This is a genomic window from Lysinibacillus sp. NPDC096382, assembly GCF_044762845.1.
GTDB lineage: Bacteria > Bacillota > Bacilli > Bacillales_A > Planococcaceae > Lysinibacillus.
In genome coordinates this window covers 68,442-86,554 of the sequence record NZ_JBIWFC010000002.1, presented here as the reverse complement: position 1 = coordinate 86,554, position 18,113 = coordinate 68,442, and the positions used below count along the sequence as shown (strand labels likewise).

Sequence of the window (18,113 nt, the reverse complement as noted above, 5' to 3'; positions counted from 1 at the left end):
TATGTATGCACCCGAACGGTTAGTGTAAAAATCTGCCTTACATATTTGGAGCGATGCGTTCACTTACAAAGGACAAATGTGTTTCAGTCAACAAAAATACCGAACTATCCAATGAAACTCTTATGAAGTGTTTCGGAATAGTTCGGTTTTTCTAGTTATCGTATTTTGTTAATTTAGAGATTATTCGGCTTTATGAAAGAACCATTTAGTTATGTCCCAGCCTCTTAATAGATAGTTAAACCTCTTTCAGCCTTAGTCTCACCTCTCTAAAAGTTGTGAGATGAATGCAAGTTTAATTTACTTTTCAGCAGTTGTACATCCGCCGGAGGCTTTAACTTCTTTCAGTGGATATTTTTGATTATTATAAAAGTTCTTTACGTAATTCAGCAGCTGATTTTGATGATAACAGACCGAATGGGATATCGAATACTGTTTTTGCACCTTTGTCTCCTGCTTCGTTTAAGCGATAAGCTGCACGTGCAAAAGCTACTAGAACACTAGACGTGAAGTTTGGATTGCTCTCAAGCTTTAATGAGAATTCAAGAATTTGTTTGTCGTTAGCGCCGCTTTCACCACTACGAATTACGAATCCACCGTGTGGCATGCCAGTGTGGTTTGCTTTAAATTCCTCTTCAGAAATAAAGTTTACTGTAGTGTCATACTCATCAAAATAATTCGACATCGTCACGATTTCTTGCTCAACTTTTGCAGCATCTGCACCTGCCTCAAGAACAACCCAGCATTCACGTGCATGTTTTTCACGCGTTGTCAGCTCAGGATTTTCGCCATTGCGAACACGGTCTACAGCCTCTTTAATTGGTATTGTGTATTGTACAGCATTGTTAACACCTTCGATACGACGAATAGCATCTGAGTGTCCTTGACTTAATCCATCTCCCCAGAAAGTATAAGTTGTGCCCACTGGTAGAACTGTCTCCCCAAGTATACGATTTAATGAGAATAAACCCGGATCCCAGCCAACTGAAATGACTGATACTTTTCCAGATTTTTGAGCTACTGCATCGACTGCATCGAAAAACTCAGGAATTTTCGCATGTGTATCAAAGCTATCAATTGTATTAAACCATTGTGCAAAATGTGGTCCTTGCTCTGGTAAATCTGTAGCTGAGCCACCACATAAAATCATTACATCAATGTCATTTTGGAATTTTTCAGCATCATCTACTAAATATACACTTGCATTACTTGCGATGTTTACAGTTGAAGGATCGCGACGTGTAAATATCGCTACTAATTCCATATCTGGATTTTGCGAGATAGCATACTCTACTCCGCGCCCTAAATTTCCATAACCTACAATACCTACTCGAATTGCACCCATTAAAAATTCCTCCTCACGATTACGTGACTCTGTGAAACTTTTCACGTTAAATCTAATTACAATAATACGTTTTGTTAGGAAAATTCACAATAGTTCGAGTACGTGTTTTTCTCTTGAAATTATACAAGTTTTCTATGATTTCTATTCGTTAATGGCATGAATACGGTTACATTTTACAAATCTAACGACTAACCTTTAAGTTTTCGTTAAAGCCTTGTAAATTGAGACTATTCCGACCGTATGTCTTGTACAATAACACTAACGACAAAGGGGGCATGTTGAATGAAAGGTAATTGTTATTCACCAAGCACAACAATGGAACAAGGAGAATTACTTACTCATCCATTCCAAAATGCACAAAAATCTAATACAGCTTATATCGAAACTGAGGTAAGGCACACAAAGATTCCACCGAACACACACCAATGTTTAAGGGTTATACCTTTTGGCGTTATAGAAGAAACCCTAAATATCTCCATACAAAACCAAAGAGCCAATGAGGCTAACTTTTACCATAGCGGAAAGGAGATTGCACGATGGCTGATTAAGAAAAGTGAATATAATAAGACAAGGACTGAATTAACCTTATTATATTCTTTATTTCTTCAGCATAAGATTGAGGCTTCAGTCTTTCCGCCCTTCTTTTCTAGGTATTACCGTACATAAAGGTTAAAGCTTGTCCTTGAAGTTTTGTGAGTGAACTGTTATTGGTGAAGCATAAAATTCACTCCTTGCTTCTGAAATTACATCTAACTATACAAGAAAACTAATTGCATGAGAAATAGAAAAACAAAATGAAGAACTTACGGGGCGTAATAACCATATAGAGAATCATAAATTAATATGCTACATCTAATGGTTCGAACGTTTAAATTAACTTATTTAACCTCGCTCCCCCAAGGAGTTTTAGAAGTATCTAATTTAAGTGAAACTGGAAAAAATAAAAATAGAATAGCCAGGTAGTCTTCCCCATAAATAAAACATTTCTTCATCAAATTCAAAGATTGGATTCATTGAATTTATCTGACTTCTTTTAAGATTCTTTCTGCATTCAAACTCATAGAATAACCACTTTTTTATTTATTTAAACCTAGATTATTCACCATACTACAAAAATCCCCTTTGAAAAGCTGTATGATTAGCTTTTCAAGGTTATTGCGTCGAAACAAAACCAAATAGAAAAGATTCTTCTAATAGGTACTTTACCGCAATTGACCTTACTCTTTCTTCGGACACGGGTGAACTTTTATTTCGTGAATTTGAAGAAAAATTAGGCTTCTCTCAAACAATCGCTAAGCATCTTCGCTTAAAGGATGAACGTTCAGTTGCCTCCATCAAAATGATAACTTATTACGTCAAAAAATTTATCAATTAATTGTTGTTATCATACAGACAATGCAACGGACCAACTTACCTATGATCCGATATTTACATGAGCACTAGGCATTCCTGCTCTCGCTTCTCAACCGAGTATTTCGCGTTTTTTCAACCGATTTGACCAAGAAGCACTCGACCAATTACAACAGGTCAATCAAACACTACTAGATCGTGTCCATCATTTCAGACAATCGAAAACACTTATTATCGATCTAGATTCGACTCACGCTGATACATATAGTCACAAGAGGAAACGGCGTATAATGCTCATTATCGTACAGTCGGCTACCATCCGTTAGTCGCTTTTGACGGATTGACAGGTGATTTTCTGAAAGCCCAATTACGTTCAGGTAATGTGTATACGTTGAGTGGCGTTGTTGATTTTATGCGACCACTCATTGAACACAACAACGAACAACTCCCTGAAACGGGGAGATAGTGGTTTTGCGGAACCTGAGCTTTATGAGTTATGGAAAAGAATCTATTTTCTACATCATTCGTTTAAAGCGAACGCCAAATTAAAAACGCTCGCAGAAGAACTATACACAGCTACCGAAATACGAGACGTTTCTGTAACAGAACGATATGTGGATGAAACGATTTATCAGGCAGCGTCTTGGTCCAAACCGAGAAGAGTCATCATTCAATCCGTTCGTCCAGCTGGGGAACTATTCTTCTCGCACACGTTCTTCGTGACCAATTTCAGCGAAAGTTTCTCTCCAAAAGCCATTGTGCAGTCTTATCAAAAATGAGGCACGATAAAAAATTTCATTAAAGAAGCTAAGAATGGTTTTGGCTTTGATCAGATGAAAAGCCATGATTTCCTTGTCAACGAAGTACGCATGATGTTGAGTCTGCTTGCTTACAATCTAACGAATTGGATGCGTACGCTTGCTTTCCTACCTCAACACAAGGACATTCAAATACATACGATTCGCACGCACTCATTAAAGTAGCGAGTAAACTGGTGAAATCTGGGCGCTCGCTGTATTTTAAACTGTCCTCTAGTTTCGTATATGAACGATTCTTTTGGAATGTACTGACCCGGATTCAACGACTTCAAACCGAATAAGATAAAACCGACCATTTTTTAAAAATCGAAACCGCACCAAGAGAGAAGTCTTTCCAAAAATCGATGTCCTCTCTACTTTTTCGCTAATTCCATCAATATTTTATAGAACCGAGCCCACCATAATTCGGTAGTAATTCAGGACTATTTCCTCAATTGTTTTAGTTTGTCGATATTTTGTTCAAAAAACGTCGAAGCATGTCGAAATATATCGTAAATAGTATCATTAGAATACTTTAGTGTTATAGGAGAGGAGATAAAAAGTAAGGGAAGTATATAAGAATAAAGGTATACGACTAGGAGAATAAATTTAATGAAAACAAAGGATCAAACAAGATGGTTAGCCTCCATGTTGCCATGTAGTAATTTAAAAACATGTTTGCTCGTACCCTTAATAGGGAACGATTCATTGTCTACCATTCATCAAATTACTGAATTCAAAAAGGAGAGTTTTAACCATGCTACGCAATCTGTCCATATTTAAAAAGTTGGTCCTATTGATGTTTATATCCATTTTAACAATTGGTATTATCCAAGTGAATGGATATATGACTATGAAAACTTTACAGAATAATACAGATAATATTTTTAAAGATCGTCTTGAACCAAGTATTGTTCTGTCTGACTATAGACTTAATAATTGGATTATTGTTTCAAATATGTATCGTTCTATGTTTTTTATTGATGAATCAACTGTGACACAAATTAAAGATGAAGTAACGACTGCTTTTAAAGAAAATGAAAAGAATCTTGAAATTCTTAAAGCAGCCAATATGAACCCAGATGAGAAAAAAATAATAAGTGAACTGACTCAGCAATATCCACGTTTTAAAGAAAGCATGGAGCAAGTCTTTCAACTAAGTGTTGCTAATAAGAATGAAGAAGCAACAAATCTCTTTAATTCAAGTGCCAAGCCTATACTTGACGATATTACGTCAAAAGGAATAGAGCTGACAGAATTAAATAAAAAAAATACAAGTAATTTGAATCAAGAAAGTAAAGCAAAAGCAAGTCAAGGAATTACAACCTCTCTTATCATTTCAATTGTATTAGGAATTTTATTTGTTGCGTTAGGTTTTATAGGTGTACGAAAATATCTAATTTCCCCAATAGAAAAATTAAAACTTGCTGTTCAACGAGCAGAAGCTGGGGAACTGAATTTCAGTGTGGACTATGATTCCAAGGATGAACTAGGTATCTTAACGTCTTCATTTAGCCAAATGATTGCTCATTTACGAGAGTTAATTGGTCAGGTAAAAACATCTTCTGAACAGTTGGCTGCATTCTCAGTTGAGCTTGCAGCAAGTGCGGAACAAACAAGTGAGGCAAGTGAACACATTGCGTCTGTTACGTTAGAGGTGGCAAGTGGTTCGGATGATCAAGTTAGAACGACTATAGAAACATCAGATGTTGTGGATCATATTGTACAAGATGTCCAAACAATAGCTAGAAATTCTACTAATGTTTCGGATGCTGCTATTCAAGCAGAACAACTTTCAGTGGATGGAAATGATATTATAAATACCGCTGTTCAACAAATGAACTCGATTCAAACTTCTATTGATAGTCTAGGTGAGGTAATTAGAGGTTTAGGTGAACGCTCAGCTGAGATTGGACAAATTGTTGAAGTTATAACTGGTATTGCAGCACAAACCAATCTACTGGCGTTAAATGCAGCTATTGAAGCAGCAAGAGCAGGAGAACACGGAAAAGGCTTTGCTGTCGTTTCGGAAGAAGTGAGAAAATTGGCCGAAGAATCCTCTATATCTGCACAGAGAATTTCTGAGTTAATTATAGGAATTCAAACGGAAACGAATAAAGCGGTAGATTCTATGCAGTATACAACGCATGAAGTGGAAACGGGTATTAACAATGTAAACATTGCAGGTGGTTCCTTTGAAAAGATTAAGCATGCCATTAATGAGGTGTCTGTTCAAATTCAAGAAGTATCATCTTCAGTACAACAGATAGTTGTAGGAGCTAATCAAATGACCAAATCCATGGAACAAATCAGTGGGATTGCCCAAAGTTCTGCAGAAGGAACACAAAATATTTCAGCAGCAACAGAAGAACAGTTAGCCTCTATGGAGGAAATTACTGCATCTACTTCGGCAATTTCTAAAATGGCTGAAGACCTCCATGAAAAAACGAATATGTTCAAAGTATGAAAATGAAAAGACAATATTAAGTGTAAAAGTTAAAACAGTGTACCTATCGTCAACAGATGAATGTAATCCGTTCAATACAAGTTCTTCAATGATTGTCGAGATGATACATAAATCAAAAATCGCTGAACGTTCCTCTTTTAAAGTAACATTCAGCGATTTTTGATAGATACTTAACGACCTAATATTTTAACATCATTGAAAAAGATTATTTACTAAAGGGATTATTAAAGCCAAAGTAGCAATTTATTCAAGTAGTTAAAAGCTAAATTAAATCGAACATTCAACTACCTTTTTTTAAAACTACTCGAACTTCGCAGCTAGATAAACCAGCCCCAAACAGATGGCTATAAGTTACACTGTAATGGATTTATGTTTCTTGACACTATTTTTAGGTATACAAAAAGCACCTCATTCTTTGGTATAGAAGTCTCTAAAACATCCTCGTTCATTGAAAAGTAGATATAGTATGAGGTTCATCGCCTAATTCATGCGATTGGTAAAACTATATGTGTCGTCAAGACAAAGACGCTAAAACAAATCAGACAAAAAAGCGATACGCTATAGTCATTGTAGCGTAGCGCTATCTTCTATAGACACTGGATAGGGAGGGGTAATGGGATACCCCAATCTTGAAGGCTGTTTAAAACAGAAATTGACTGCGAACGTTAAATCATTCAAGAATCCCACTGGAGCCAGCTTGGCCGTTTACGGGTGGAAGTCTCAATTCTATGAAATAAACTTGGACTGTTCATTTATTTATTGTTTATAACCTTTCGTAACTGTATCCTTTCTTTATTGTATTTCCTGTGCCAATTCGGCAAGACGCTCTTCATTAATAATGTGATAGCCATTCTTTATCTTCTCTAAAATTTTTTCTTCGCAAAATTGCGCAAGTACATATAATAAATGTCGATAGGAAACCCCTAAATATTCACAGATTTCAGTATGCTTTTCTTTATAAACTCCTTGATCTGACGAAAATTGAATAAATGCAGCCAATCGATTTTCAAGTGGAAATGCTTGATTTTGTGTATATTTTGACGTCATTTTGAACGCCTTTTCCCCTAAAAACACACAAAGTTTACGCAAAAATAGTACATCCGTGAGTAACTTTTCTTTGCAGGACTGTGTAATCGAAAAACAAATCGTCTCGGTTACTGTCTGAATCCCCTTCGTATATCTTGCCTCATTAAGCAACTCAATTTCCCCCATAAAACGTGGTGCCTCCAAGTAATCGATAAGCGAGACCTTGCCATTTTTATGTGTCATGTATAGCTTCGCCTTTCCTTCGATCATGTAGTATAGCGTATCTGGAAATGACCCTTCTTGAAAAATCCATTCCCCTTTGTCAAACTTACATATTTCTAGAAATGGATCAATTTCAAAAGAAAAAAAATCATCTATTGGATATTTATCAAGATAATAAGAACGTTCTTCAGCTGTCAGTATATGCATTATTTTACTCTCTCCTCCGAAATGTGAGATATCTCACATTATTGTAACGATGAACGTGCTATTATTCAACATAGTTAAATTGGAGGTACAAAAAAATTTATGAACAATCAACGATGGCTTTCTCAAAATTTCTTTGCATTTTTCTTTACATGGGGTATTTTCTTACCTTACTGGACTGGTTGGCTTGTTGATGCCAAACATCTTACTGTTTCACAGGCTAGCGTCGTAATGGGCTGTGGTCTTTTAGCACGAGCAACATCAAATCTATTTTTCTTCCCGACGCTTGCAAAATATGTGCATAATAAACGACTCATTAGTATTCTTGCAATAGGTGCACTAATCACAACTTTACTTTACATACTAAGCACGAGCTTTATCTCGCTTCTTATTGTTACCCTTTTATTTAGCGTTTTCTATCCGGCACTGCTACCTGCCGTTGAAAGTAGTGCGGCAACGCTCGTACAGCATGGAAATGTACACTATGGCAAAAGCCGTTCCTATGGTTCCCTTGGCTTTGTCATTGCAGTATTAATCATTAGTATGCTGACAGGTGCATTTGGCAATGACATTATCTTCTGGAGTATGGTGGTCGGCCTGATCGGTATGCTGCTGATGCAACAAATGGCAACACCTAAAGAGTTACTCGTTGTACCGACGAAAGAACAACGGGCAAAATCATTGTCGATGAAAACATTATGGTCTATTAAAGGCTTCCCTATTGTTTTATTAGTCGTTATTCTGTTGCAAGGCGCACATGCTTCTTATTACAGCTATGGCTATTTATATTTAGGGGATTTACATGTTGATCCATTCTATATGGGGATGATTATTAACATCGCCGTTATTTGCGAAATTTTATACTTTATGAAGGCTGATACATTATTTAAAAAATGGAGTTCATCATCTTTATTACTTTTAGCAGCAAGTAGTTCTTCGCTACGTTGGTTACTTATTTACCTATTCCCTAATGTCTGGGTATTTATCGCTTCTCAAACATTGCATGCATTTTCTTTCGCTCTCGCACATTTCGCTTTTATCGGCTATTTAACAAAAACATTGCCGAAGGAGCAAATTCCAAATGCACAAGGCATTTACTCTGCATTAGCAATGGGATTAAGTACAGCGATCCTTACATTTTTAGGCGGCTATTTATACGAAATCTCTCCTGGACTGTCATTTGCAGCAATGCTTATTTGTACCGTTCCAGCAATCGGGATACTGCTTGCTACTAGAAATAAATATCACTATTAAAAAAATGCAGGTAGGAAAGTTCTTTGATCTTTCCTACCTGCTTTTCTAAACGCTCACATTGGATAATTAGAAAATCCAAGCTATCTATACAACTGGCCACTTTTCCTTTCTCAATACGTTAAGAAGTTCAGGACCAATATTTAAATTGCTTTGTACTAGCTCAGATGGAGTAAGAGCCATCCATTGATTTAACGAAACATCCTGAAATCTATCACTTTTAAACATTTCAAGAAACCACAATGTCTCTGTGCCGGTATTCTCAATGTAGTGACCATTTGCAAACGGCACGTACCCTACATCTCCTGCACGATAATCGAATGTTCGAGCCATACCATTTGCAGCAAACACTGTCATACGGCCTTGACCTTGAAGGTAATATTGCCATTCGTCGTTATTCGGGTGCCAATGCAGCTCTCTCATTGCACCAGGCTTAATCTCGACAAGCGCTGCGGCGATATTTTTTGAAATAGGAAAGTTTGTTGAATCCACAATTCTAACGCTACCACCAGGAGTTTTAATAGGAGTTTGGGCAAGCAGGCGATGCTTGAAGGTTTGAGGGACTGTACCGTATGGGGATTGTACTTTTTGTGAGTCTAGAGGTCCTGGAACCTTAGCTTGATAAATATAGACCTGTTCTTTCGGGATATGTTTAAAAGCACTCAAAGGAACGCCAAAGTTAGAGGACAGCACATCTTTAGGAGTATGAGCAAACCAATCAGATATTGAAAATGTACTAAGATCTGAAAAATGTCCATCATCAAACACCAGTAAAAATTCACAGCCATCATCAAGACCCTGTATGGAATGTGGAATTCCAGGTGGGAAATACCATAAATCTCCCGGTCCTACATCAGCAATGAAATTACGCCCATTTTGATCGACTGCTGTAATGCGTGCATGACCAAGAAGCATATACGACCATTCTGCTTGTTGATGCCAATGCAGTTCCCGTACTCCACCTGGTGTCAAACTCATATTAACACCTGCCAATGTAGTGGCGATTGGCAAATCACGAACAGTAATTTCTCGAGACCAACCGCCATGTTTTAAAACCATATGCGTATCAGAAAAAGAGAATTTTAAATTTGGTACAAGTCCAGCATCTGTTTTTGGAGGGACAAGCATATTAGGATTTTCCAGATCTCTCATAAAATCTCTCGGCCCTTTATCAACCCACCCCGCCCCATCTTTCCGAATAGGCTGCGGAACATAAGAATAGCCCTCTGGCATGTTCTCCAATGATTCACCTCTTCATAAAGAAATCGTTATGTAAATATGTATGGATTCTTTACTCGGATTATTCTTTCCCTTTCAGTTTAGTTGCGAGGATAGCAGAGGATGTTGGTGTCAAATAGATTTCTGTAGCTCTTAATTCATTATGATTTAACCAAAAGTCCCTAACCTTATCAGGTTTCCCTCTCCATTCTTCTGGAAAATGTTCTTCTGGTGTAAAATCGTCCATCACTAACATACCTCCAACTGCTATTGCCTACAATAGTTGTACGCCTTCAATCGTTTTGGCAGCAGCTGCATCAGCAAAAATAAATTGAAAAGGACCCTTCGCTATCACTTCTTTCCAGTCACCTACTAAAAATTCTGCCTGCTGATGATGAAGTGTTTGAGCAGTAGCATCGATTTTTTCCTTTGCATGATCAACTGAGACAAACTGAACATTTGGTGCAATGGTAGAAAGTATCCAAGCACTGCCTACCCCAAAGCCAGTCCCGACTTCAAGGATTGTCCCATGTGTAATTTGACTAACAAGCACTGACAACAATCTTCCTGCCTCATCTGAGCAAGAATACTCGAAATCATGTCTTTGGCCTAACATTTTACATGCCTTCACCATTTCCGGAATATATGTATTGGAGCGATATTTCGATAACATAATGACCAATCACCTTTACGATTTTAAACTATATATTCGCTTTTCCCCTTAAAATCCCTTTGTAAAACATCGCTTCCTTAAATAGAGGTGCGATGCAGTTTTTCATAAATTTATTTCTTTTTCAGAGTAATCGCTACTTATATATAACGGTTTTACCTAAAATGCTTAACCCATCTTATTTTATTATCCCTTTTTAACCATATTTACAGTTGGAATGTTATCAAATAATTTTACATATATTTACTTCAGGATAGCTTACATTATGCATCGCCCCAAACGTCTTTGCAGTTTGCTATCACACCATTATTTTAATTTCCCAGATAAATCAAGTATTATTTGAGGTCCGCAAAAGCCTTCGAACGCTGCGGCTTTTCATAGTATAAAAAGATAAAAATGGGGAGTTGTACCGATGAATGCAATATCTATCCTACTGTCAGTGGTATAGTAACAAATTAAAAGTTAGTAGACCAAATGAATAAATTAAATTTTAGAGCGCAGTTTTAATCGCTCTTTTTTTAATTAAATACTCATATTGTTCATTTAGTTGCTGTAGCGTATGGTGGCACGGCGGCTATTTCCATGATAAAATTTACATATATTACATAACGAGGTGCTAACATGGAAAATAATACTTTAGTTTGTAAGGCTTGTGGTAGTGATTCCTTCGCACAAGGTGAATTAGGCGGATCTATGGCAAATGTAAAACCCATTAAGCTCGATATGGTCCATTTTTCGAGTTCGCCACTAATTTTGACTATTTGTACGAATTGCGGAGAAGTAGCTTCAATGAAAGTTAAGAAAGTTGAGAAGTTTAAATAGTCTCTTATAGTTAAACTTTGGGTCACTTCCAGCCGAGTGACTCTTTATTAGTTTCTTTCCTCTTGTAAGATTACTTACTTGGATTAAAAATTAATCATTTAGAAATGAACTACTCAAGCACTATAGGAACTGTTCTAGCTCAAAAGTACTGAAATCAACCTTTCAGCCACATCAGAGCAAGAATCTAATAACCTTTTTCTTTACCAATTTGGGAATACATGAATTTTGCTAATATAAAAATAACAATAAAATCAATTATGCCTCGGCATAATTACGTCCGGAACGGCTTTGTGCTTAGGCATATAAATGTTTTTTGCGCGAAAGCGTAGTGCTAACGCAGCGTCAGCAACATGTTTTTTGCCTGTGCGAAAGCGCAGCGTCAGCAACAGCACCGATATTGGTCACTCAGTCGTTGCCACATGACGTGGCGTTCTTAGACTGGGTTCCTCTGTTTGAACACACGTATAAACCCGCATTTATCTCACCACCTATAGGAGTGGTAGACTTCTGTAGCTGACGCTTCGCCTTTTCTACAAAAAACATTTGCTGAAAGAAGTTAAAGAAAATCCGTTCCATATCTAAAAAATAGGAGGTGGATAACATGCATTATTTCCAAGTTTTTTTCCTTACTTTATTTTTAAGTGTCGTCAGCTTTTTTGCTTTAGGCGCAACAGGATTCCTTGACTATATTGATGGTATACTAATGTCTATTGGGCTAATAATAGTTACTTTACTTTCTATTATTATGAGCTTATTAGTGAGTATTAATAGACAATTAAAAAAGAGAGTGTAAATGGATAAAACGACAAAAAAGGAAGACCTTTTATTGGGAGAATTAATTCACCATAACCAACCCTAGAAAAGAGGTCTTCCGCTACACATATAGGACAGTGTGTTTTTGTTGTAGCGATTTTCATAATAGCAATTGGAAATAATTCTAAAAGGCACAATAAAAACTCATTATAAAGAAACTACGCTAAACCATTAATACATAATAAGTATATATTTCACTAAAGTAATTTAGCATATTTTTGAATATATCCTCCAAAAAACAAGTTCAAACATAAAATATTTCCCCTTGTGTAATTTACCCCAAGCACGCTCACTTCACTAATTCTAGAATATATGAATATAAATGATTACATGATTTCCTTTACTAACCTCGATTTTTTCTCAAAAAAAAACGATTTGTCGGAAAAGTAGTTGCAATTGCATTTTTCGCAAAAATATTATGGTAAAATATCTCTTTATTCTTTAAGCATCAGGAAAGATGGGAAGATATGGAGAAAAACAAATCAAAAAAAAATTAAGAAGGATTTTAGCCCGAAAGACGCTATTTTTGTATACTCTTTTTTTACATTCGTTTGTGTAGCAATCATTTTCGCTTTAATAGTTTATGATGTATTCGCAATACGTGATTTCCTATCATTCAATCAGCCATTCACCATGGTAATAAGCGTAGTTCTCGCTTCACTTGGTCTACTTTTGTTTGGAGTAATTTTAACATTGTTTATTCCATCGAAATACATAGACGAAACTAACCAAATCTATCAAGACTATTCGTTGTTAAGTATTGGTGCCTTTATGTTTATAGGCGCGTTATTTGAAGAATTTTTGTTTAGGGGAATTATTCAAAATTTACTTCTTGTATTTCTAGAACACCAATGCACTGCCATTATCATTACAACTTTATTGTTCATCGGGATGCATACTCAATACTTCAAAAAACCTATAATGTTAATAAATATAACCGTTCCAAGTTTAATTTTCGGATGGATCTATTGTCAAACAAACAATATCTTAGTACCTTTTCTTGTACATTTTTTTAATGAATATCGGTATGACACTATTATTCAAATACAATTTTAATAAAAGTTAAACATTAAGATATACACGAGATTGAATAGACTTGTCGACGCAATAGCTTGATAAATTAATTCCTATCAACAATTGAATCATGCCAAACTCTTCACTTGAATTAATTATTCTCTTCTCAAAAGGTTACGCCTGAAAAGAGCCACCAAGATCAATTGATAATTTATAGCGGAATCATAAATTTTCCATTACAAATAATAACAAATCGTTTATAATACTATTTGAATGAAAAAACACGATTCGGTTGGTAGTCCGGATGCATCATTAATATGATGTCAGTAACCTTCCCCTCCTCGGGATGTCCATCATTCGATTTTAATATGAGGAGGGACCTACTATGAAACTAACCATTTTTTATGATGGCCAATTTTATATAGGGCTAATTGAAACCATTTCCGAAAACAAATACAAAGCATACAAGTATACTTTTGGGAATGAACCTAAAGATCAAGAAGTCTTTGATTTTGTAAATAAAAATTTGTTGGATTTTATCAAAAATAATGATAAACATGATGGAATACCTATCCAACAAATTAAAATGAAGAAAATCAACCCTAAAAGGCTTCAAAGAAAAGTTGCAAAAGAACTAAGGAATCCAAGTATCACCTCTAAGGCCGAAGAAGCGATAAAAGCAGAATTGGCACTTAGAAAAAAAGAAAAATCTATTACCAGTAAACGACTTAAAGAAGAACGCAAAGAATATATTCGAAAGATCAAAGTTCAAAAGTCTAAAAATAAACATAAAGATAGGTAATATCATTCTTTTTACTGACAACTAATGTTGTCAGTTTTTTTATTAGGGATTTGCTAAACTTTTAATATTCTCCCACCTTTTTCTTTAAAAATCGGGGACTTCTTTCAGGGGAAGTTAATTTTGTCAAATTTGTCTTCCGCATGCCATGAATCACTCTCTTATAAATAGCATTTATCTTTCATACCCGTAAGCATTTATTGATCTTACTATTCGAGTTCAAGCTTTACCTTTCTAGTTATTATGAGTGTGGTTTTTGTCGCAGGAAATTCGAAAAGCGGGCTTCTTTTAGAATCTACCTAAAACTTTATTTTTTCTTGCTTGCAATTTCAAAAAGGATATTTAAGCCTTTTTCCAACTCTACTTCTGTTCCATAGGCATATGATAATCGAATATGCTGAGTATCTTGCGGATCGTAAATATAGCCAGGATTAATGAGAACTTGTCGATGCAATAGCTTGGTGAATAACTCTTTATCAACGATTGGCTCATGAAACTTTAGCCAAATATAAAAGCCACCTTTCGGCTTATCCCAACTAGCAATGTCCTCAAATTTTTCTTGTAATATACCCTCAACAAAATTGGCCCTCCGTATTAATTCTTTCCGCAAACTCTTAATATGCTTTTCATACTTCCCTGATTGCAACCAATGCAGCACAATTTCCTGTGAGATGGCGCTTGATCCGTAATCTGTTTGCATTTTTATATCTGCTAATCGCTCAATTACTGTAGTTGGACCTATTAACCAGCCAATACGAAGTCCGGGGCTTAATGTTTTCGAAACACTGCCAATATAAAGGACTTGCCCGCTTTCATCCATTGATTTAATTGGTGGCGTTGTGGCTTCAAAGAGCAATTCATGATAGACGTCATCCTCAATGATAGGAATACGAGATTCTTTACACGCTTGATATAGTTGCCTTTTTTCAAACGACGTCCATACCCCACCAGTCGGATTGTTTAAAGTGGGAACAGCATAAAATACGGCCTGCCTTTTTCTTTTCTTTTGGGCTAACGTTTGTGCGAGCTGTTCATCACGATCGATAGATAGCATTTGCATTCCTACAGACTGGAAAGGATGGACTGAATTTAAATAAGACGTCTGTTCCTGGAATACGATAGAACCCTGTTCAAGTAGTCCTACAGCAATCAACTGCAATGCTTGAAGTGCACCAGATACAATACAAACATTTTGCGGCTTTGCATGGATCCCTCTTTTTTTCACGTATTCGCAAATTGCTTCTCGAAGTTTATCGCTACCTTGTGGTGATGAATAGCCTAAAGCTTTCGGCTGCAAAGAGAGCTCTTTCAAAGAAGCTTCAATTTCAGTGGTGGGCAATAAACTAGGTGCTAGCTCGCCAGTGCCCAATCGAATGATATCATCGCGCTGCTCATATTCATTGATTAATTGAATGGTAAGATAATTGGGCTTATGGAGACTTGTGTCTATGTACTTTTGCCAATTTGGTTGTGTTTGTACAATTAATGAATCCCAGGAATTTTGTGCCACATAAATACCTGAACCTACTTTCGATTCCAATATTCCTACCGCTTTTAACTCCTCTAACGCCTGTTGAACAGTACTACGGTTTATCCCAAACTGCATCGCTAGCTGTCTTTGTGTCGGTAGCTTTGTTCCTGCCACCCAATCCCCCCGTTCAATATGTTCAGTAATCCACTGAATAATTTGCTGCTGTAATGTCATTTTTCCCTCTCTATTTGGTTGCCAGCTCATCCGTATCACCTCAAACTTTCGAAATTGGATGGCTTAAAAACCATCCAATTGGTCGTTTTCTTTTAGTTATAACATATTTAAAATGTTTAGTGAAAGGAGGTATTTCATTGGAAGCATTTCTACATGGAATGATTTTAGCATTTGGACTTATTTTGCCCCTTGGCGTACAAAATGTCTTTGTCTTTTCCCAAGGTGCGACACAGCCCCATCTAGTTCGTGCCTTACCCGCCAGCATCACTGCCTCAATTTGTGATACGCTTCTAATACTACTTGCGGTATTTGGTTTATCTATAATTGTGTTGCAATTTGAGTGGTTACGTATCACCTTGATGAGTGTTGGGATACTTTTCTTACTCTATATGGGCTATACAATTTGGCGCTCAAATCCTGCATCTACCGATAATAACGAAGCACTTCCTGTAAAAAAACAAATTTTATTTGCAGTTTCGGTCTCTCTCTTAAATCCACATGCTATTTTAGATACAATAGGTGTTATCGGAACGAGTGCTTTAAAATATAGTGGGACGGAGCAAATGTTGTTCACTGCAGCATGTGTTTTGATTTCTTGGTTATGGTTTTTCGGTCTTATCATTGCTGGAGCATCCTTAAAAAAACTGGATAGCTCTGGTAAGCTTATGAATATTTTTAATAAATGCTCAGCGATTTTTATTTGGGGAACCGCTCTTTACCTTGTTAGTGGTTTACTGTAATCTATGTCATAAAAAAACGCTCAGGATACTGTTTTTTTGAAAAGCCAAGAGTTGAGTAAGGCTCTTATATTTCCCGATCCTAAATACAATGTGCAACAAATGCAATTTTTAAGCTGAACTAATTTCGATAGTAGTTCAGCTTATATTTTTGTTTAAAGATATAGGTAGGTATATTTATAGTATCTGTAAGTTTTTCTATCTGTTATTCAACGAACGCAGCAGAGCGGTTTTAAAAGTATCGAAGTAATAGTGGCTATTTTCCGGAATATTTTATTTTATATGTATGTTTTTTTTATGGATGTTACTTGCTTATACAGTCGCAACGTTAGTAGTTTTTATTCATATGTTAATCTCCAATAAATTTTACGGTGTACAAAATGCGAAGCAGGCAGGAACAACTTTTTTAAAATCACCAGTTTATGTTAAATCTAGACCCTACCAGGTTCTTTACAATGTTTTAATATTTCCAATTTTTCTATGGCTATATAGCAAAGGGATTGATACGGATAATGTAAAAGAATTTATGCTTAATACGGTTATCCAATGGACAATACTTTCTATAATAATTGATTATATTAGTTGGGTTTTAATTCCCCATAAATTTAGGTTAACACATAAAGAATTTTATATTGATTATCAACCTTATATTACTTTAATCTATGTTGCAATTTTTGTTAGTCATTATATAGTAGGATTTTTCATTTCGTAAATTTTGTAGGATTCATAACCCTTTATTTTTCTTATACTTAGGGAAGCACATAATTGAAAGTGCTTTTTTACTAAAGAAAATGCTTCCCTATAATAAGTTTTCTGCGTGTTGGACAATCGAACTCCGTTTGTCGAATGAAAAAGATTATGCCATCTTGAAAATGCTATCAAAGTAATCACGCCAATAGTCAACTAGCCAATTATTATATGTATGATACAAAGGCAACAATTTCTTCACATCTTTAGAATGTATTAAACAACCTCTATCGTCATACATATGAAATATTAAATTCTTATCAGTACTAATAAAGTACACAGATTGTCCAATAGAAGGTTCTCTTCCTTGTTCATAATTTCCTATACCCTTAAGTATTTCCTGGTAGGGTACAGACTTTAATTGTGCGTATACAAATTTCACTTTGTATTCATTCTTAACTTCTATTGTTTGAGACGTTACCTCATCATAATCCTTCTCTATCTCCAATAACGTTTCCTCTTCTATATTTTGATCAATTAATAAACTATACAGATATTCTGGAGTAGTATTTCCAAACATAATATCCTCTGTAACTTCCCAATCTTTTATATACATATAAATAGAATCATCGGGCTTGAACACTTCTTCAAACAATGTTGTAACTCTTTTTACAACTTGATTTAATCTATCTTCCGTTCCATTTTCATAGGGCTCGCCAAGTTCAAACCTTAGATGCAATTCACTTGTTAGGTTAGGAAAATGGCTTTCTATATACTTCATTATATTTTCCTTCATTGGAGTTACTCCCTTATATAAATTCTTTCTATTATACCAAGTAACGTTACCAACCGCTTATTGAACTAGTTGAATAAGGTACAAACTAAAATTAACATATTGAGAAATATAAGAAACAATAAAACTATATGTATCCATACTATATATTTTACGAATAACCCCGCCCAAACATTCTGTCGTAAAGCATAGTGTA

At 35.7% G+C, this 18,113-nt stretch carries 16 protein-coding genes and 1 pseudogene; 10 read left to right on the top strand and 7 right to left on the bottom strand.

Annotated features, from left to right (window positions below):
* Positions 1 to 361 precede the first annotated feature (361 nt).
* Positions 362 to 1,342 carry a diaminopimelate dehydrogenase gene (locus tag ACIQZA_RS04210; RefSeq protein WP_402880627.1) on the bottom strand — a complete coding sequence of 327 codons (981 nt, stop codon included), beginning with the start codon at positions 1,340 to 1,342 and terminating at the stop codon, positions 362 to 364.
* Positions 1,343 to 1,624: 282 nt separating this feature from the next.
* On the opposite strand from ACIQZA_RS04210, the gene ACIQZA_RS04205 reads away from it, so the two are divergent.
* The 4 genes and pseudogenes from ACIQZA_RS04205 (at position 1,625) to ACIQZA_RS04190 (ending at position 5,956) form a co-directional block, all read left to right on the top strand.
* The gene (locus ACIQZA_RS04205) at positions 1,625 to 2,008 is read left to right on the top strand and encodes a hypothetical protein (protein ID WP_400938629.1); all 384 of its coding nucleotides are present in this window, start codon (positions 1,625 to 1,627) and stop codon (positions 2,006 to 2,008) included.
* Between the two features lie 779 nt (positions 2,009 to 2,787).
* Positions 2,788 to 3,675, top strand: a pseudogene (locus ACIQZA_RS04200) (IS1380 family transposase).
* A gap of 426 nt (positions 3,676 to 4,101) precedes the next feature.
* On the top strand, positions 4,102 to 4,272 hold the full coding sequence (locus ACIQZA_RS04195; protein ID WP_400938632.1) for a hypothetical protein: 171 nt from the start codon (positions 4,102 to 4,104) through the stop codon (positions 4,270 to 4,272).
* A gap of 16 nt (positions 4,273 to 4,288) precedes the next feature.
* Complete coding sequence (locus tag ACIQZA_RS04190) at positions 4,289 to 5,956, top strand: methyl-accepting chemotaxis protein (RefSeq protein WP_400938635.1); 1,668 nt, start codon at positions 4,289 to 4,291, stop codon at positions 5,954 to 5,956.
* 792 nt (positions 5,957 to 6,748) lie between these two features.
* On the opposite strand, the gene yeiL is transcribed toward ACIQZA_RS04190, so the two are convergent.
* A complete protein-coding gene (yeiL, locus tag ACIQZA_RS04185; protein WP_400938638.1) occupies positions 6,749 to 7,411 on the bottom strand; it encodes a transcriptional regulator YeiL in 663 nt (220 codons plus the stop codon).
* A 99-nt stretch (positions 7,412 to 7,510) separates the two neighbouring features.
* Here yeiL and ACIQZA_RS04180 point away from each other — a divergent pair, with 99 nt between their 5' ends.
* Positions 7,511 to 8,662, top strand: a complete 1,152-nt coding sequence (locus tag ACIQZA_RS04180) for an MFS transporter (RefSeq protein ID WP_402880629.1) — start codon at positions 7,511 to 7,513, stop codon at positions 8,660 to 8,662.
* 84 nt (positions 8,663 to 8,746) lie between these two features.
* Here the strand turns inward: ACIQZA_RS04180 and ACIQZA_RS04175 are convergent, their stop codons facing one another.
* From ACIQZA_RS04175 to ACIQZA_RS04165, 3 genes are all read right to left on the bottom strand, one after another.
* A complete protein-coding gene (locus ACIQZA_RS04175) occupies positions 8,747 to 9,892 on the bottom strand; it encodes an oxalate decarboxylase family bicupin (protein ID WP_400938675.1) in 1,146 nt (381 codons plus the stop codon).
* Positions 9,893 to 9,959: 67 nt separating this feature from the next.
* Positions 9,960 to 10,127: a hypothetical protein gene (locus ACIQZA_RS04170; RefSeq protein WP_402880630.1), complete on the bottom strand. Its 168-nt coding sequence runs from the start codon at positions 10,125 to 10,127 to the stop codon at positions 9,960 to 9,962.
* A gap of 24 nt (positions 10,128 to 10,151) precedes the next feature.
* Complete coding sequence (locus tag ACIQZA_RS04165) at positions 10,152 to 10,550, bottom strand: O-methyltransferase (RefSeq protein ID WP_402880631.1); 399 nt, start codon at positions 10,548 to 10,550, stop codon at positions 10,152 to 10,154.
* Between the two features lie 618 nt (positions 10,551 to 11,168).
* Between ACIQZA_RS04165 and ACIQZA_RS04160 the strand changes: the two genes are divergently transcribed.
* From ACIQZA_RS04160 to ACIQZA_RS04145, 4 genes are all read left to right on the top strand, one after another.
* Complete coding sequence (locus ACIQZA_RS04160) at positions 11,169 to 11,369, top strand: hypothetical protein (protein ID WP_400938645.1); 201 nt, start codon at positions 11,169 to 11,171, stop codon at positions 11,367 to 11,369.
* 601 nt (positions 11,370 to 11,970) lie between these two features.
* Positions 11,971 to 12,162: a hypothetical protein gene (locus ACIQZA_RS04155; protein WP_400938647.1), complete on the top strand. Its 192-nt coding sequence runs from the start codon at positions 11,971 to 11,973 to the stop codon at positions 12,160 to 12,162.
* 653 nt (positions 12,163 to 12,815) lie between these two features.
* Positions 12,816 to 13,238, top strand: coding sequence for a CPBP family intramembrane glutamic endopeptidase (locus tag ACIQZA_RS04150; RefSeq protein WP_403009859.1), 423 nt, complete (start codon positions 12,816 to 12,818; stop codon positions 13,236 to 13,238).
* A gap of 343 nt (positions 13,239 to 13,581) precedes the next feature.
* Complete coding sequence (locus ACIQZA_RS04145; protein ID WP_402880632.1) at positions 13,582 to 13,998, top strand: YjdF family protein; 417 nt, start codon at positions 13,582 to 13,584, stop codon at positions 13,996 to 13,998.
* Positions 13,999 to 14,302: 304 nt separating this feature from the next.
* Here ACIQZA_RS04145 and ACIQZA_RS04140 read toward each other — a convergent pair whose 3' ends face one another.
* Positions 14,303 to 15,730 carry an aminotransferase-like domain-containing protein gene (locus ACIQZA_RS04140; protein ID WP_402880634.1) on the bottom strand — a complete coding sequence of 476 codons (1,428 nt, stop codon included), beginning with the start codon at positions 15,728 to 15,730 and terminating at the stop codon, positions 14,303 to 14,305.
* Between the two features lie 107 nt (positions 15,731 to 15,837).
* On the opposite strand from ACIQZA_RS04140, the gene ACIQZA_RS04135 reads away from it, so the two are divergent.
* Positions 15,838 to 16,440, top strand: coding sequence for a LysE/ArgO family amino acid transporter (locus ACIQZA_RS04135; protein WP_323657699.1), 603 nt, complete (start codon positions 15,838 to 15,840; stop codon positions 16,438 to 16,440).
* 853 nt (positions 16,441 to 17,293) lie between these two features.
* Here the strand turns inward: ACIQZA_RS04135 and ACIQZA_RS04130 are convergent.
* Positions 17,294 to 17,920 carry a DUF3885 domain-containing protein gene (locus tag ACIQZA_RS04130; protein ID WP_402880637.1) on the bottom strand — a complete coding sequence of 209 codons (627 nt, stop codon included), beginning with the start codon at positions 17,918 to 17,920 and terminating at the stop codon, positions 17,294 to 17,296.
* Positions 17,921 to 18,113: the final 193 nt, after the last annotated feature.

What these genes read in the sequence shown, in the direction of transcription:
- ACIQZA_RS04210 (WP_402880627.1), bottom strand. Translation starts at nt 1,342, where the DNA reads ATGGGTGCAATTCGAGTAGGTATTGTAGGTTATGGAAATTTAGGGCGC.
- ACIQZA_RS04205 (WP_400938629.1), top strand. Translation starts at nt 1,625, where the DNA reads ATGAAAGGTAATTGTTATTCACCAAGCACAACAATGGAACAAGGAGAA.
- ACIQZA_RS04195 (WP_400938632.1), top strand. Translation starts at nt 4,102, where the DNA reads ATGAAAACAAAGGATCAAACAAGATGGTTAGCCTCCATGTTGCCATGT.
- ACIQZA_RS04190 (WP_400938635.1), top strand. Translation starts at nt 4,289, where the DNA reads ATGTTTATATCCATTTTAACAATTGGTATTATCCAAGTGAATGGATAT.
- yeiL (WP_400938638.1), bottom strand. Translation starts at nt 7,411, where the DNA reads ATGCATATACTGACAGCTGAAGAACGTTCTTATTATCTTGATAAATAT.
- ACIQZA_RS04180 (WP_402880629.1), top strand. Translation starts at nt 7,511, where the DNA reads ATGAACAATCAACGATGGCTTTCTCAAAATTTCTTTGCATTTTTCTTT.
- ACIQZA_RS04175 (WP_400938675.1), bottom strand. Translation starts at nt 9,892, where the DNA reads ATGCCAGAGGGCTATTCTTATGTTCCGCAGCCTATTCGGAAAGATGGG.
- ACIQZA_RS04165 (WP_402880631.1), bottom strand. Translation starts at nt 10,550, where the DNA reads ATGTTATCGAAATATCGCTCCAATACATATATTCCGGAAATGGTGAAG.
- ACIQZA_RS04160 (WP_400938645.1), top strand. Translation starts at nt 11,169, where the DNA reads ATGGAAAATAATACTTTAGTTTGTAAGGCTTGTGGTAGTGATTCCTTC.
- ACIQZA_RS04155 (WP_400938647.1), top strand. Translation starts at nt 11,971, where the DNA reads ATGCATTATTTCCAAGTTTTTTTCCTTACTTTATTTTTAAGTGTCGTC.
- ACIQZA_RS04150 (WP_403009859.1), top strand. Translation starts at nt 12,816, where the DNA reads ATGGTAATAAGCGTAGTTCTCGCTTCACTTGGTCTACTTTTGTTTGGA.
- ACIQZA_RS04145 (WP_402880632.1), top strand. Translation starts at nt 13,582, where the DNA reads ATGAAACTAACCATTTTTTATGATGGCCAATTTTATATAGGGCTAATT.
- ACIQZA_RS04140 (WP_402880634.1), bottom strand. Translation starts at nt 15,730, where the DNA reads ATGAGCTGGCAACCAAATAGAGAGGGAAAAATGACATTACAGCAGCAA.
- ACIQZA_RS04130 (WP_402880637.1), bottom strand. Translation starts at nt 17,920, where the DNA reads ATGAAGGAAAATATAATGAAGTATATAGAAAGCCATTTTCCTAACCTA.